A 15,488-nucleotide genomic window follows, 5' to 3' on the forward strand; every position below is an offset into this window, starting at 1 on the left:
GGTTTATAAAACCACTTGGGTTATAGCAATTGAGTGTTTAGCGGATAATCATTTGCTCACGCTCAGGGCCTACAGACACCATACTTACAGGTACTCCCATCAGTGCTTCGATGCGTTCTACATAATGCTGCGCTGCAGCAGGCAGACTGTCGAAGGTACGACAACCGGTAATATCTTCATCCCACGCTGGCATGCTTTCATAGATTGGCGTTAAAGCCGCTGTTTGTGGCCAAATAGGGTTTTCGCTGTGATCGCCTGCATAACCAACGCAGATTTTTAAATCTTTCATGCCAGATAGGCAATCAATTTTGGTTAAAGCGATTTCAGTGGCTGCTTGTAATTCAACACCGTTACGGGTGGCAACTGCATCAAAATAACCCATATCACGTGGGCGGCCAGTCACTGCGCCATATTCGTTCGCGCTTTCACGAAAATTGTCTTGCTCTGCCATGGCGGTAACGAGTGTACCTGTACCAACAGATGAGCTAAATGATTTAGCCACAGCGATAACACGCTCAGGGCGCAAAGCTGGCAGCCCGCTGCCAATTCCTGCATAGGCAGCAGTCACGTTTGATGATGTAGTATACGGGTATTCGCCGTAAACTAAATCGCGGCCTGCGCCTAGTTGCGCTTCAAACAATAAGTTGGCATCTTGCTTTTGCAGTGCTTTTAAAGGCTCTGTTACATTACAAATAAATTCACGCCAAGGAGCGCTGACAGCTAATAACCACTCAGTCATTTGTTCAGCTGTTTGTGAAAAATCACAGCTTGGGTAAAGGGCTTTTAGCTGTGGCATTTTCCAATCCAGCATAAATTGAATACGCTCTAATAAAACGTCTGGCTGATTTAACCAGCCAACTAAAATGCCTTTTTTCATTACTCGGTCGCCGTATGCAGGTGCAATTCCTTGACGAGTAGAGCCGTAAGCAGCATCGCCTAAGCGCACTTCTTCGAGGGTATCTTCAAGGGCGTGTAATGGTAAGCATAACGTTGCACGATCAGAAATACATAATTTTACATCAACACCGGCGGCGTTAACTTCGGCTATTTCTTCGCTTAATGCGCCAGGGCTTATCACCATGCCTGGGCCTAGTACTGCAATACAATCAGGATTAAAAATACCGCTTGGTAATTGGTGTAGTTTAAACGTACCAAAGTCATTCACAACGGTATGTCCGGCGTTATTACCACCTTGAAAGCGAATGCTCGCAGATGCGTTCTCAGCTAGAAAATCGACGATACGGCCTTTGCCTTCATCACCCCAGTTTGCACCTACAACAACAATTGACGGCATAGTTTAATCTCCAAATTGATTGAACGAATATGGTATGCGCCCTATTAAAATAAGAGAAATTAATTATAATTATTATCTTGATAAGAATTTCATATCGATTTCACACCATTAAGGTCATAAAGATGCTAGATATTCACTGGTTAAAAACTTTTGTCACATTGGCTGAGTTAAAGCACTTTGGTAAAACAGCCAATGCGCTGCATATGACACAGCCAAATGTTAGCTTGCATATTAAGCAGTTAGAAAAAACGACACGGGTTAAACTGATAGAACGTAATCCTTTTAGTTTGACCCAAGCGGGTTTACGGCTATTAGAGTCTGGACAAAAAACCTTATGGGAATTACAGGTTTGCCAATCTGACTTAAATGCGATTAATGATCTCAGCCAAGGCACACTGACAATTGCCGCCAGTGATATAATTTCTCGTTTATTGTTGATTGAGCCTTTTCAGCTTTTTAAGCGCCAGTTTCCTGGCATTGACTTTACTTTGCTCAATACAACGTCTTCGCAAGCGTCAGCATTGGTTAAAAGTGCTGAAGCTGATTTAGGGTTTGTGATTGCCCAAAAAGAAAGTGAGCCGCTGCATTTTACGCAATTACAGCAGATAAAATGGTGTGCATTAGGTAATCATTTAAAGTTATGGCAGCAGGCCAAAAACGATAACAATGTTACATTGACTGAGCCGCCAACATTAATCTTACTCGGCCATGATACGCGAACCCGAGACTTGCTCGATAGTGCCTTGCCATCTTTAAACTTACCAAATTACCGGGTGATGGAAGTGGGCAGTGTCGATGCGCAAATTGATTGGGCTGAAGCGGGGTTTGGCGTTGCCATCGTGCCAGAGTTTTCCCTGCGCAGTAAAGCAAATCTAACTACTACAGTGACCGCATTACCGCAATTTCCAACTACCAGTTTAGGTTATATAGTGAGGCAAAATCAGGTACTTTCAAAAGCGATAAAGCAATTACTACATTGGGTAAATGAAGAAATCTCCCGTACTCATCTTGCATAGTATTTATATGTTAACTGTACGGCTATGTACTTTGTGATTCAGTTATTTTTATGTGTAAGGGTTTTTACCTTCAGCTACTAGTACACAAAAAATCCGTAAATCTAATTCGAGTTGATGGTAGCTTGGCTCCATGTGGCAGCACAGGGCGTAAAAGCTTTTGTTGTGGTCTTTTTCCTTAAAGTGGGCGAGCTCGTGTACTACTAAAGCTTTGAGTAATTCCTCTGGTGCACGCAGTAAATCACTGTTGATGGCTAAATCGTGCTTGCGGGTTTTACCTTGCATACGATACGTATGAGTACCTAGCGCGTTAGTGACCATATCGCCTTGTTTTTTAAACGCGGCGCGGCCAAACGGTGGCGCATTTTTTAAATAGCGCTTTTTAAGCTCAGTGGCGTATGCGTATAACGACTTGTCACTGGTAATATTATGGGAGCTTGGGTATTTTTTAGTTAAATACGCGCCGTGTTTATCATTTTCAATAAGCTGCATTACTTGCGTTACAATTTGCTCTGGATAGCCGCTAAAATAGCGTTTAAAATCACTCATTCAATACTTCTTTGTAGTTAATTAATTTTCAACGCGAGTCAAAAAAGGCTGGCTTGACTGGCTTCTTTTTCACCAGTGAAAGGGTTTAGCACGGGGTGCTGGTAACCTAAATCTTGGCAAAACTCGCGTGCTAATAATGGTGCTTGGCGGTTATCTGCAGTATGAAAAAATACATACGGGTGCTTACCCTCATCAAGCCATTGTTTTACTTTTTTAAGCCACGGTTGGTAATAGCTTTTATAGTCATGATCTAAATCGGCAATCACAAAGCGGGCCATAGGTTGATTGCCTGTTGCAATGGCATGCACGGGTAAATGGGGCTTTTTTTGTTGGGCATCGATGAGTGCTTCAGTGTTCGGCTTAACTGCAAATAATGCGCGGGTGTCCATTGAGATACGGTTGACATTGTTTGCTATTAATAGCTGATTAAAGGCAATTTCGGCTGCGCCTTTCTTAAAAAATTCGGGGTGGCGAACTTCAACGCCGTAGTTTAAACCTGTCGGGAGCTTGGCAATAAACTGTGCTAATAACGGCAGTTGTTTGGGGCTAAAACTACTTGGTAGCTGCAACATGATTTGCCCAACATGAGACAATATTGGCTCGAATAAATTAAACCATTCAGTGAGTTCGTCATCGATATGAGTAAGCTGTAATTCATGACTAAAGCGTCGATGGAATTTAAAAGTAAATTTAAAGTCATTGCCGACAGCATCACGCCAGCGATTTAATGATTCAACACTAGGATCGGCATAAAAGCTGGTATTGCCTTCGACTGAATTAAACACCTGTGCGTATTCGTGCAACATATCGGCATTTTTGCAGTGACTTGATAATAAATTGCCTTTCCACGCGGTACTTGACCACTGCGGACACCCTAAATACAACATAAAACGGTTAACTGATTGTGTGTTTTGGCTAGTATACCAAATCTATAAATTGAAAGCATAGTAGCTGCTGCCGAGCTCGCATTTTCAAGTAACTTGGGTATAATGCTCCCCCTAAAATGATTTATAAATAGTGGCTTATTCTCCCTCAAAAACAGCAATTCTTAGGGGAAGCGGCTATTCGTCTTTACACTGACAGGAAAACTATGCGCTCTATATACTGCGGACAGCTAAATAAAACTCACGTAGATCAAGAAGTTGAACTATGTGGTTGGATCAACAAACGACGTGACCTTGGTGGACTTATCTTTGTCGATTTACGCGATAGAGAAGGTTTAGTACAAGTTGTATTCGATCCTGAAGTTGAAGGCTTAATGGATACCGCGAATACATTACGTCAAGAATTTTGCGTACAATTAAAAGGTGTAGTTCGCGCACGTCCTGACAGCCAAATCAACAAAGATATGGCAACGGGTGAAGTTGAAATTTTAGGCACAGGCCTTACTATCATCAACCGTTCAGAGCCGTTGCCACTTGATTTTAATCAGGTAAACTCTGAAGAGCGTCGCTTAAAATATCGTTACTTAGACCTTCGTCGTTTAGAAATGAGTGACCGTATTAAACTACGCGCTAAAGCTAGCAGCTTTGTGCGTCGTTTCTTAGATGAAAATAATTTCTTAGATATCGAAACGCCAGTACTTACAAAAGCTACCCCAGAAGGAGCGCGCGATTATTTAGTACCGAGCCGTGTTCACAAAGGCAGTTTTTACGCATTACCGCAGTCTCCGCAGTTGTTTAAGCAATTGTTGATGATGTCGGGTTTTGACCGTTACTACCAAATTGTTAAATGTTTCCGTGATGAAGATTTACGTGCTGACCGTCAGCCTGAGTTTACTCAAATCGATATAGAGACCTCGTTCATGAGCTCTGCTCAGGTACGTGGTATCACAGAAAAAATGATCCGCGAAATGTGGCAGCAATTGCTAGACGTGGATTTAGGCGAGTTCCCAATCATGCCTTACGCTGAGGCAATGAGCTTGTATGGTTCTGATAAGCCAGATTTACGTAACCCAATGACATTAATTGACGTTGCCGATTTAGTGAAAGACGTCGAGTTTAAAGTTTTTTCTGGTCCTGCCAATGATGAAAAAGGCCGTGTTGCTGTATTAACAGTACCAGGCGGTGCATCACTTTCGCGTAAGCAACTAGATGACTACACTAAATTCATCGGTATTTATGGCGCGAAAGGGCTTGCGTGGATGAAAGTAAACGACCGCGGTGCAGGCGCTGAAGGCGTGCAATCGCCAATCGCTAAGTTCTTAAATGAAGAGGTGATCAACGAACTTCTTGCACGCACTAACGCACAAACTGGCGACATCATTTTATTCGGTGCTGATAAACGCAACACAGTAAACGAAGCTATGGGCGCGCTACGTATTAAGATTGGCCTTGATTTAGAGATCACTAATCTAAATAGCTGGGCTCCACTTTGGGTTGTTGACTTCCCAATGTTTGAAGAAGACGACGAAGGTACATTGCATGCTGTTCATCACCCATTTACAGCACCAAAAGATGTAAATGCAAGCGAACTTGAAGCAAACCCAGCAGCGGCTATTTCAGATGCATACGATATGGTACTAAATGGCTACGAAGTAGGTGGTGGTTCGGTACGTATTCATAATACAGATATGCAAGAAGCAGCGTTTAGAATCCTAGGTATTGATGCACAAGAGCAGCAAGACAAGTTTGGTTTCTTACTTGAAGCGTTAAAATACGGTACGCCACCACATGCTGGTTTAGCGTTCGGTTTAGACCGTTTAGCAATGCTACTGTGTGGTACTGATAATATTCGTGACGTGATTGCTTTCCCTAAAACAACCCAAGCGTCGTGTTTGTTAACTAACGCACCAAGTAAAGCAAATGCAGATTCGCTTACAGAGCTTGCTATTAGTGTTGTTGAAAAAGCTGAAAAATCAGCAGAATAAGTGATTAATTAGCACTTAATCTTACTATTGATTTAAAACCCTTAAGTGTAGGCTTAAGGGTTTTTTTATGGTGTAATCAAAATGGTTTAATAAAAATATATTAAGGATAGTAAATGAGTATTAGTGCAACTTTGCTTGGTGAGTTCTTGGCTTTGATATTTATAGTATGCATCCCATTTTTTACGTGGATAAGTTATCGCCTTGGTAAAAGAAAAACAACAACACCGGTTATTGTTGCTGTAATTGGTGGGCTATTAGCGATTATTCCTATTTTTGGGTTGATCTATATCGCAGTTCTTGCTTTGAAAAACGATTTAGAGGTTAAGCATTCGAGTGTTTAAAGAGTTCGATTATTTCGATCAGCAATTTTCAAAATGTGTTGCCAGCGCGCAGCGCTTTAGTGACATTGAGTTTGAACAGTGCCAGTTTATTGAATGTGATTTTAGTCATAGTCAATTTAGTAATTGTCGTTTTATTGAGTGTGAATTTATTAACTGTAATTTAAGCGATTTAAATTGGGGTTATAGTTCGTTAGAAGAAGTCAGCTTTGTTGATTGTAAGCTCAACAGTATTCAATGGGCGCAGGTAAATTGGCCACAATTGTCACTTACTTCATCGGTGAGTTTTAAAAATTGCCAACTTAGTCATAGCTCGTTTTATGAGTTACAATTAAAAGGCTTGATCATGACGGACTGTTTTGCCAAAGATGTTGATTTTAGACAGGCTAATTTAGCTACCAGTGATTTTAGTAACACTGATTTTAGAGATAGCCTGTTTCAGCAAACAAACTTGAGTAAAGTAAACTTTGTCGGTGCGATGCATTTTAATATTGATATTAAAAATAATAATGTTAGCCGGGCTAAGTTTGAGCGCTTTGCAGCGTTAAACTTACTCAGCGGACTAGATATCGAGCTGGTGGATTAGCCGTTATGACACGGCTAATCTAATGCTTAATTAGCAGGCAGGGCCATTTTTATTTCGTGCGCTGGCAAGTGCGCGGGCAATTTCAAGTAATGCAGGGGAAATATCACTGGCGCCATCTTTGATGAGTTTTGATACATCACCTGATGAATACAAACTATCGCGTGGTGATTTAATGCCTAATTCACGCACAAAATCTTTAGTCTTGCCGGTGCTGCCTGTTTCGATAAATTTGAAAATAATACGCTCGTTATTATTTTTTGGCTCTGTTTCTAGCGTTTTGATTTCATCTTGATACGCTTCAATTCTGCTTTGTAAAATATCGATACGCTGTTCGATGCTGTTGTATGATTTCATGGATAGGTTCTTTTCTAAATAGACGTTAGGACAATACGACTATTATCGCATAAATTTATAATAATTATTTTTTTCTTTAAAACTCTTCTGCTGTTTTAGGTACCTCGTTTTATTGCAATTAATATTCAAAAGCTTAAAGTACTTTATAATTTAAATAAAATAAGTCGAGCAAATTAATGCCACTACCTTTTAAGTACCTTGTGAGCTTCTTCTTTCTCATAGTCAGTGCCGTCGCCAGTTCCGCAACAAACAGCGAAATGATTGTTGATAAAGCGCGTGACCGCGCGATCCCGATCAGTATTTCATTACCAGCATATAACGAGCATTGTAGCCAACAAACAAAATGCCCTGTGGTATTTATTAATGCCGGATATGGTATTGCGCATACTGACTATCAGTTTGCGGCTGATATATTTACAGCTAAGGGCTATTTAACCATTGCTGTAGCCCATGAATTAGACAGCGATCCTGCGCTCAACCGCACGCCACCTTATATGGCCACTCGTATGGAAAACTGGCATCGTGGTGTGGTCACTCTTAAATTTTTAGTGACCGAGTTGAGCCCTCGCTACCCAGAGTATGATTTTACGCGGTTAACGTTATTTGGCCATTCTAATGGCGGTGATATAGCCGCGCTTTACGCGGCGATTTATCCTAAGCAAGTGAGTCAAATTATTACGCTTGATCATCGGCGTATGTTGTTACCTCGCAATAAAAACATTCGGGTTTTAACGCTTCGTGGCAGTGATTACCCTGCGGATAATCAGGTATTACTCAATGAAGATGAATTAGCACAGTATCCGGTTACGCAGATTTCGATAGAGAACTCACGCCATAATGATATGTATGATGGTGGGCCTGCTGATTTAATAAATGAAGTGAAAAAAAATATAAAAGAGTTTTTATTATATTAAGCATCTAATGAAGAGATAAGTGTTGTTTAAAAGGAGCAAATTAACAATGAAATATTTTTTGCAAGGAAGCATAATTTTTTTACTTTTAATTATGTTGATGCCTTCTTATGCAGAAGTAAGGGAGGCTGATTCAACAGCGGGATTACATGTAACAATTGATGTAAAACCTAATGGCAATCTAATAGTCACTGAGCAGTTTGATATAACGGCCGGTGGTTATATATTCAAGCATGGTATTTATAGACGAATCCCATTATTACTTGAGGGCCGTTATGGTGGTGAATATTTAGCTGGCTTCAAGATGCTAAGTGCTCAGTTAAATAATACATCAATACCTTATCAAGCAACCATTTCAAATGGTAACGCAATCATAAAAGTAGGTGATCCTAAAAAAGAGTTAGATTATGGGCCTGCTAGCTTTATTATTACTTATCAACTATCAGATGAAATTCGGTTTTTTGAAAATTATGATGAGTTATATTTTAATGCCATTCCTCATCAATGGGCAACTTCAATAGAGAAGTCAATGGTTGTAGTTAACCTACCAGAACAAACCAGCGTCCTGAAATACAAAGCCTATACCGGCTCTTACACAGAGAAAGAAGATAATTATATTGTTGATAATCCAGTACAAAATCAATTTAGGTTTACTGCTACGCAAGACTTAGGTTTAGGGGAGGGGATGACAATTGTTCTCGCGCTTCCTAAAGATGTAATAGATCAACCGTCGGTATTTTATTTTATATTTTTACTGGATTTTTTAGAGTGGATTTTGCTTATCACTTTTTTGGGTACGGTGGGTGGTTTTGTTTATTGGTCTTGGCGTAAGGTTGGTATATATCCAGATGAAAATGTCGATACTCCAGATATTACTGATGTGCCCAGTGAAATTAGCCCTGCAATAATTAATTACATATTAAACCACGCAATTTTTTCAAATAGTACAATGAGAGATTTAACTTCTGCCAGCACTCACTTAGCTATTAAAGGCTATCTAGGCATAAAATATGAATACCTCCCCTCTGATAGTGGTATTAAAGAAGGCTCATTTTATACCCATACATTAACATTATCACTTAAGACAAACCTACCAAACACTCCTTTACCAAAAAATGAACAATGTATTCTCGATTGGGTTATTAAACAGGGTGGGAGTTACCAAGTTAGCCGTGAAAATAGAAAGAAAAATCGAGAACTCTTTAAACTTTTTTCTAGTGCGATTAGCAAAGACTTAAAAGCGACAAGTATTTTTACGTGGAATATTAAATACACACTTTTTACTGTTGCTCTGTCGTCGGTATTTGTTAGCTTACAATTGATATTTGGCGTTTCAGATTGGACTGATATTCTGTGGGGGCCGCTTGTTATTCTTATGACTGCTCCCGTGTGCATTATATGGTTGGCTATTTACGAAAGTATTTTTGAGGACACTGATGAGAATGTTGAGCCACAGTGGGAAAAAAAGTGCTTACTTATATGTATTACTTGGCTTCCTTGGATGTGGCTTCTTTGTAGTTTTGTACCCTTGTTGTCGATCTCGATGGCTTTTTTATTGTTACTTAGTATAACTGCATTATCTTTAAATCGCGGCCCCTCCCAATACGGGAAGCCATTACTGGTAAGTTCAATGCAAATACGAAAATATATATCCGCTAAAAAACTGCCTGAAGACGATCTCTTGCTCACTGAAACTGAATATGAGAAATTTTTACCGTATGCAATTTCGCTGGATTTGCATGATGAATGGTGTGCTCGATTTGATAATGTTCTTAGGTTTAAAAGAGGACAATTTAGAAAACAAAAAAGACGTAAAAAGAAGAAAATTTCAGAATCTCTCAATCCTTATAGATATACACCGATGTGGTTTTCAGGTGGTTTTTCTGACCAGACAGAATTTCTTAATTGTGTAGATGGAATGAGTTATTCAGCTTTGGGAAACTCAAGTGTTTCATCCTCTATGTCGAGTTCAGGCTTCTCCAGTAGTGGCGGTTTTTCTGGCGGAGGAGGAGGTGGAGGTGGCGGAGGTGGTTGGTAGGCAAATGATAAAAATACCAAATTTCAGGTGTATAAATCAAATGCCTAAGCGGGAAGTTTGTTGTTAATCAACCAGCTCACTTACAATCAGTGGGTTGTTATGCAGGGTTTTATGCACAGGGCATTTGTCGGCAATTTCTAATAGGCGCTGGCGCTGAGCGTCACTTAAATCGCCCACCAGGGTGATTTTACGAGTGATGGCTTCGAGTTTGTCGGTTTGCTCGCAGTTATCACAATCGGCGTGATAATCACGGCTGTGGTCCAGTTCTACCTTTATGTGTTCAAGTGGCAAGTTTTTACGACTTGCATACATACGTAAAGTCATCGCGGTGCATGCACCAAGTCCAGCAAGTAAGTGGTGATAAGGGTCTGGGCCTAAATTATTACCGCCAACACTTAGTGGTTCATCGGCAAGCCAAGTATGATCCTTGGTACTTACATGCTGAGTAAAGACATGATCTTTCTCTTCAACTAATACATTGCCGCTGCTAAGTTTGGCACTGTACTGGTTTTTATCAAAATCCACATAACGTTTTGCCCATGATGCTATAACGTCTGCTGCGTAGTCTGCATCGTCTTTGTTAGTGAGTAAGTGGTCGGCGTTATCTAGGCTAATAAAGCTTTTTGGATGTTTAGCAGCGGCGTAAATCTTTTCAGCTTCGTTAATACTTACCGTGGCATCAATAGGGGAGTGCATTACTAACAATGCTCGCTTTAATTTACTGATATGGCTGCGGTCGTAATTGGCAATGTCGTCCACAAACTGTTTTTTAATGGTAAATTCTCGCCCTGCTAAATTTACCTTGGCTTCGCCCTTGCTATTAATTTCATCAAGATGAGCGGCAAAGTTATGCGCTACATGTTGCGCATCTGATGGTGCGCCAATAGTGGTAATGGCTTGTACTTCAGCAATGTGTTCGGCAGCTGCAAGTACCGCTGCGCCCCCTAAACTATGACCAATTAATAATTGTGGCGCTTTAAAGTGTTCACGTAAGTGATCTGCCGCGGCAATTAAATCTTGGATATTTGATGAGAAATTACTGTTGGCAAAATCACCATCGCTATTACCAAGGCCAGTAAAATCAAAGCGTAATACCGCAATACCTTGTTGAGTGAGTGCTCGGCTAATTCGACTTGCTGCGGCGATATCTTTACCACAGGTAAAACAATGGGCAAACAAGGCATAAAACTTAATATCACTGGCGGGTGTTTCAAGCTGACCGGTGAGTGTTAAATCACCACTTTTGAACGAAATTTTTTGGCGCATAGGTTACCTTTGCTTAATGAAAGAGGTTAGTGAAGAGTAGACCATTAAAGTGCGTTTATAATTACAGTTGTTTTAGCGTTTTATCCACAATAGCAACATTTTGATTTGCATCAAGTAATAAACGCTTACCCAGCTAAAGAGGACATAAGTCCTTATGTTTTTTTGCCCGTTTTATTATGCTCGCGAAGCGCTACAATGGAGCAACTGCTATGATTAGCAAAGGCTTTTAACAACTTAATTCATTGGATACGAACATGCAATTACCTACCGTTGATTATAAAGCGAGCGATGCGGCCGCTCAATTTGTTGAGTCTCTTAGAAATACGGGCTTTGGTGTATTAAAAAACCACCCAATTCCACAGTCTCTTGTTGAATCAATTTATAAAAATTGGCAGGATTTTTTTAATTCTGAACAAAAACATGAATTCTTATTCTCTAAAGACACTCAAGATGGCTACTTTCCGCCTTCGGTATCAGAAGTTGCAAAAGGCTTTACAGTTAAAGACATTAAAGAATACTTTCATGTTTATCCAAAAGGCCGTGTACCAGCGCAGTTAGAAGCAGATATTCGCGAATATTATCGTTTAGCCAATGAGTTTGCTGCGACATTGTTAAGCTGGGTGCAAGCTGAAGCACCAGCGGATGTGCGTGCTAAGTTTTCAATCGATTTAAAAGATATGATTGCTGATTCAGAGCAAACATTATTACGTATATTACATTACCCGCCGATGACAGGTGATGAAGAACCTGGCGCTATTCGTGCTGCTGCACATGGTGATATTAATTTATTAACGGTATTACCTGCTTCAAATGAACCAGGCTTGCAAGTACAAAAAACAGATGGCGGTTGGTTAGATGTGCCATGCGATTTTGGCAGTTTAATTATTAACATTGGCGACATGTTGCAAGAAGCGTCAGGTGGTTATTTCCCGTCGACTATTCACCGTGTTATTAACCCTACTGGCAAAGCGTCATCTAAGTCACGTATTTCGTTGCCGTTATTTTTGCACCCGCGTCCAGATGTGGTGTTATCAGCGCGTTATACTGCTGACAGTTACTTACAAGAGCGTCTGCGTGAGTTAGGTGTTAAATAGCATCACTCAAGTGATGATAGCTTTTCAACAGCGGCCACAGTGCCGCTTTTTTGTTTTTTAAGGTTGTGTTTTTTTAGTGAGTTATAGTGTGAAGTGGCTAGTTAAATTTGGCTGACGCTATTTCAAACGTGAATATACCATGCATTATTGCGTACGATCGGTATAATGCGCCATTGGCCGATTGGGCCTTAAAATTATTGAGAGAAAATATGAGTTTTGATGGGTTAGGTTTATCACAGTCTTTAGTTAATGCGGTTTTAGAAAAGGGCTATGAAACGCCAACACCAATTCAGGCTCAAGCCATTCCAGCGATCATTGAAGGTCGTGATGTTATGGCTGCAGCGCAAACTGGTACAGGTAAAACAGCGGGTTTCACTTTACCGTTAATTGAGCGCTTATCAACAGGCCAAAAAGCCAAGGTTAACCAAGTTCGTGCTTTAATTTTAACTCCAACCCGTGAGCTGGCATTACAAGTAAGCGAGAATGTTGAAGAGTATGCTAAGCATTCTAATATCAGTTCTTTTGTTGTGTACGGTGGTGTTAAAATTAATCCGCAAATGATGCGTTTACGCAAAGGTGTAGATATTTTAGTTGCCACTCCGGGTCGTTTAATGGATTTGCATAACCAAAATGCCTTGAAGTTCGATAACCTCGAAGTGTTGGTGCTTGATGAAGCTGATCGTATGCTTGATATGGGCTTTATTCATGACATTAAACGTATCATCAGCAAGTTACCTGCTAAACGTCAAAACTTGATGTTCTCAGCGACGTTCTCAGACGATATTAGAGCGCTTGCGAAAGGGCTTATTAATGATCCGGTCGAAATTTCAGTCGCTGCAAAAAATACCACGGCAAAAAGTGTTACCCAATGCGTTTATGCGGTAGATAAAGCACGTAAAACCGCCTTGTTAAGTCATTTAATTCGTACTAATGATTGGCAACAAGTGTTGGTATTTAGCCGCACTAAACATGGTGCAAACCGTTTAGTAAAGCAGTTAGAGCGCGATGATATTGTTGGCGCTGCAATTCATGGTAATAAATCTCAAGGCGCGCGTGTTAAAGCGCTTGAAGGCTTTAAAAGTGGCGAAGTACGCGTACTTGTGGCAACGGATATTGTTGCCCGTGGTTTAGACATTGTTGAACTGCCACATGTAGTTAACTATGATTTGCCTAATGTGTATGAAGATTATGTGCATCGTATTGGTCGTACCGGCCGTGCGGGTGCATCTGGCGACGCAATTTCATTTGTAACACCGGAAGATGCTGATGACTTATACGGTATTGAACGTTTTATCGGTGAATTGATCCCACGTGCAAAAGAAGCTGGTTTTGAGCCAACAAAAGGAGTGCCTGAAAGAGAGCTTGATGCACGACCTATCAAACCTAAAAAGCCTAAAAAAGCGGGTCAGCCTTTTTCTAAACCTAAGTCTGATAGCAAAAAGCCAAATAATAACGGCGGTAATGGCACCGGCCCACGCCGTGGTGGCTCAGGCAAAAAACCTGCTGCTAAAGCCGCTGGTGAGCAAACACAAAACCCATGGGCTAAGCGTCAATCTGTTGGTGGCAGTGGTCAACGTCGTCGCTCTGGTAATGATGGCGCGAGTAACACGTAATAATATTTTGATAAAAAACGCGCCTAAGCTGGCGCGTTTTTTTATGCTTTTTATTTCTATAATGCTTTAAGATAATTAACTGCTAAGCCAATAAATAAGGTGACGGTGACACTTAAAAGTGTACCGAGCATGACATATTCGGTGAGTTTTTTATCTTTACTGGCACGTAAGTCGCCAAAGCGAAATACCGATTTTGCTGCTAATAAAAAGCCAACGCCAGCCAACTGATCTAGCAAAATAAATGTAAGCATTAATACTCGTTCAAGCATGCCAATACTTTGCCCCGCTGCTGGTAAACTTCCTGTGGAGCTAAACCCGGTAGTGAGACGCTCTAACATCATACGAATGAACACAGCACTGGGACTCAATACCAGTAAATAGCCACATAGCACCCATAATGTAGTGGGGGCTATCAGCCATTGCCAAATGCTGGTAATAAATTCACTGTTGTCGCTCAACCACACAGTCAGTAGTAGTATCACAACAAGATGAGCAAGTTGATCAATGATAAATGGCACAACCCCTTTGTTTGAATATGATTTTGCTAAATCAATTAAGTAGTGGGTCACGATAACAATAGCTGTGGCAATACCGATACGCGAGAGCTCTTGCCAGCCAAAACTAAACTCCCACCAGCTGACAATTGCTGCTGTAGTTAGACCGTGCACTAGCACATGCAAGTACAGTTTTTTAGCACGAAAGTGACGTGTATTACGGTTATTAACCCAACTCATTGGCTGCCAATAAAAATCAGCTAAAATATGACCGATAAATAATGCAACTAATAACAACATAAAACTCATTTTTTTACTCCTATCACGGCATTAGCAATGGCCTGCTCTGCATAGTCTAAAAAACGCTCGATCAACTGATAATGTGCAAGATTAAGTAACTTGGTCACATTCTCACGACTGGTTTTTAATTGTTTAGCAAGTTCACTATGTTGATTGTTTTCTGCGGTTAAATAGACATATAAGGCATTCGCTTGTTTGTGTGTCATTTTGCTCAGGAGCACGTCAATAAAAGCTAGATTAAGGGTTAAGCCATCATTTTTGAGTTCATCAATACTGCTAAGAGTAAAGCGTTGGTTATGGATTTCGTCAAGACCGCGCCCCGATAATGTAAATGCAGAGCCTGTTGCTGTTTTAATATCGGCTCTAGCATTATCTATTTCACCAATGGCAAGGCTTTGGCGAATTTCATAGCCGGTGGCTTTAAGATGTAAGTAAAGCAGCACTGCGACACGGCATACTTGGGGTGGTTGATTTATTTGCACCTGAAAAGCATCGCCTCGATAAATAATACTTTGTCCTAGATGGCGTTGAGTAATTGCTCGCAAACTTTGGTCGAGCTGGTAGAGCATCGCATCGTAGTCGTGCTTTGGAATATGTTGTGATTTGATCACATCACCGCTGATCACCGCAATCATAAATGTCCTTGATTTAAGTTACATAAAGAAAAGTAACCAATTTTGGTTACATGCTTCAATGTAACTAATTTAGGTTACTTGAAAGCTAAATGCAAGGGCTTGAAATTAATCAGGGTATGCTACAGTAGCGTGAT

At 40.6% G+C, this 15,488-nt stretch carries 15 protein-coding genes; 8 read left to right on the forward strand and 7 right to left on the reverse strand.

The window, feature by feature from the left end; translation table 11 throughout:
• Positions 1-37: 37 nt before the first annotated feature.
• The gene (locus H5201_RS14210; RefSeq protein ID WP_182717960.1) at positions 38-1,294 is read right to left on the reverse strand and encodes an adenylosuccinate synthase; all 1,257 of its coding nucleotides are present in this window, start codon (positions 1,292-1,294) and stop codon (positions 38-40) included.
• A gap of 122 nt (positions 1,295-1,416) precedes the next feature.
• Here H5201_RS14210 and H5201_RS14215 point away from each other — a divergent pair, with 122 nt between their 5' ends.
• Positions 1,417-2,310, forward strand: coding sequence for a LysR family transcriptional regulator (locus H5201_RS14215; RefSeq protein ID WP_145242350.1), 894 nt, complete (start codon positions 1,417-1,419; stop codon positions 2,308-2,310).
• A 48-nt stretch (positions 2,311-2,358) separates the two neighbouring features.
• On the opposite strand, the gene H5201_RS14220 is transcribed toward H5201_RS14215, so the two are convergent.
• A complete protein-coding gene (locus H5201_RS14220; RefSeq protein WP_149982946.1) occupies positions 2,359-2,856 on the reverse strand; it encodes a M48 family metallopeptidase in 498 nt (165 codons plus the stop codon).
• 38 nt (positions 2,857-2,894) lie between these two features.
• On the reverse strand, positions 2,895-3,743 hold the full coding sequence (locus H5201_RS14225) for a DUF72 domain-containing protein (protein WP_182717961.1): 849 nt from the start codon (positions 3,741-3,743) through the stop codon (positions 2,895-2,897).
• 203 nt (positions 3,744-3,946) lie between these two features.
• On the opposite strand from H5201_RS14225, the gene aspS reads away from it, so the two are divergent.
• The 3 genes from aspS (at position 3,947) to H5201_RS14240 (ending at position 6,649) form a co-directional block, all read left to right on the forward strand.
• Positions 3,947-5,725: an aspartate--tRNA ligase gene (gene aspS, locus H5201_RS14230; protein WP_145242380.1), complete on the forward strand. Its 1,779-nt coding sequence runs from the start codon at positions 3,947-3,949 to the stop codon at positions 5,723-5,725.
• A gap of 113 nt (positions 5,726-5,838) precedes the next feature.
• Entirely contained in the window at positions 5,839-6,066 is a 228-nt protein-coding gene (locus H5201_RS14235; protein ID WP_149982948.1) for a hypothetical protein, read from the forward strand.
• Complete coding sequence (locus H5201_RS14240; protein ID WP_149982949.1) at positions 6,059-6,649, forward strand: pentapeptide repeat-containing protein; 591 nt, start codon at positions 6,059-6,061, stop codon at positions 6,647-6,649. Before H5201_RS14235 ends, H5201_RS14240 begins: the two co-directional genes overlap by 8 nt.
• A gap of 30 nt (positions 6,650-6,679) precedes the next feature.
• Here H5201_RS14240 and H5201_RS14245 read toward each other — a convergent pair whose 3' ends face one another.
• On the reverse strand, positions 6,680-7,003 hold the full coding sequence (locus tag H5201_RS14245) for a hypothetical protein (protein WP_182717963.1): 324 nt from the start codon (positions 7,001-7,003) through the stop codon (positions 6,680-6,682).
• Between the two features lie 176 nt (positions 7,004-7,179).
• On the opposite strand from H5201_RS14245, the gene H5201_RS14250 reads away from it, so the two are divergent.
• Both H5201_RS14250 and H5201_RS14255 read left to right on the forward strand, forming a co-directional pair.
• On the forward strand, positions 7,180-7,917 hold the full coding sequence (locus H5201_RS14250; RefSeq protein WP_182717964.1) for an alpha/beta hydrolase: 738 nt from the start codon (positions 7,180-7,182) through the stop codon (positions 7,915-7,917).
• Positions 7,918-7,963: 46 nt separating this feature from the next.
• Positions 7,964-9,952: a DUF2207 domain-containing protein gene (locus tag H5201_RS14255; protein WP_182767675.1), complete on the forward strand. Its 1,989-nt coding sequence runs from the start codon at positions 7,964-7,966 to the stop codon at positions 9,950-9,952.
• A gap of 63 nt (positions 9,953-10,015) precedes the next feature.
• On the opposite strand, the gene H5201_RS14260 is transcribed toward H5201_RS14255, so the two are convergent.
• Positions 10,016-11,218 carry a bifunctional alpha/beta hydrolase/OsmC family protein gene (locus tag H5201_RS14260; protein WP_182784934.1) on the reverse strand — a complete coding sequence of 401 codons (1,203 nt, stop codon included), beginning with the start codon at positions 11,216-11,218 and terminating at the stop codon, positions 10,016-10,018.
• A 254-nt stretch (positions 11,219-11,472) separates the two neighbouring features.
• Between H5201_RS14260 and H5201_RS14265 the strand changes: the two genes are divergently transcribed.
• Together H5201_RS14265 and H5201_RS14270 are read left to right on the forward strand one after the other, a co-directional pair.
• The gene (locus H5201_RS14265) at positions 11,473-12,312 is read left to right on the forward strand and encodes an isopenicillin N synthase family oxygenase (protein ID WP_145242335.1); all 840 of its coding nucleotides are present in this window, start codon (positions 11,473-11,475) and stop codon (positions 12,310-12,312) included.
• 209 nt (positions 12,313-12,521) lie between these two features.
• Entirely contained in the window at positions 12,522-13,925 is a 1,404-nt protein-coding gene (locus tag H5201_RS14270; protein WP_182761634.1) for a DEAD/DEAH box helicase, read from the forward strand.
• Positions 13,926-13,981: 56 nt separating this feature from the next.
• On the opposite strand, the gene H5201_RS14275 is transcribed toward H5201_RS14270, so the two are convergent.
• Together H5201_RS14275 and H5201_RS14280 are read right to left on the reverse strand one after the other, a co-directional pair.
• On the reverse strand, positions 13,982-14,728 hold the full coding sequence (locus H5201_RS14275; protein ID WP_182784936.1) for a DUF3307 domain-containing protein: 747 nt from the start codon (positions 14,726-14,728) through the stop codon (positions 13,982-13,984).
• Positions 14,725-15,354 (reverse strand): hypothetical protein, encoded by a 630-nt coding sequence (locus tag H5201_RS14280; protein ID WP_145242329.1) that lies wholly within the window; start codon positions 15,352-15,354, stop codon positions 14,725-14,727. Before H5201_RS14280 ends, H5201_RS14275 begins: the two co-directional genes overlap by 4 nt.
• Between the last annotated feature and the right edge of the window lie 134 nt (positions 15,355-15,488).

The sequence above is a fragment of the Pseudoalteromonas sp. SG43-6 genome (assembly GCF_014164365.1).
Classification (GTDB): Bacteria; Pseudomonadota; Gammaproteobacteria; order Enterobacterales; family Alteromonadaceae; genus Pseudoalteromonas; species Pseudoalteromonas rhizosphaerae.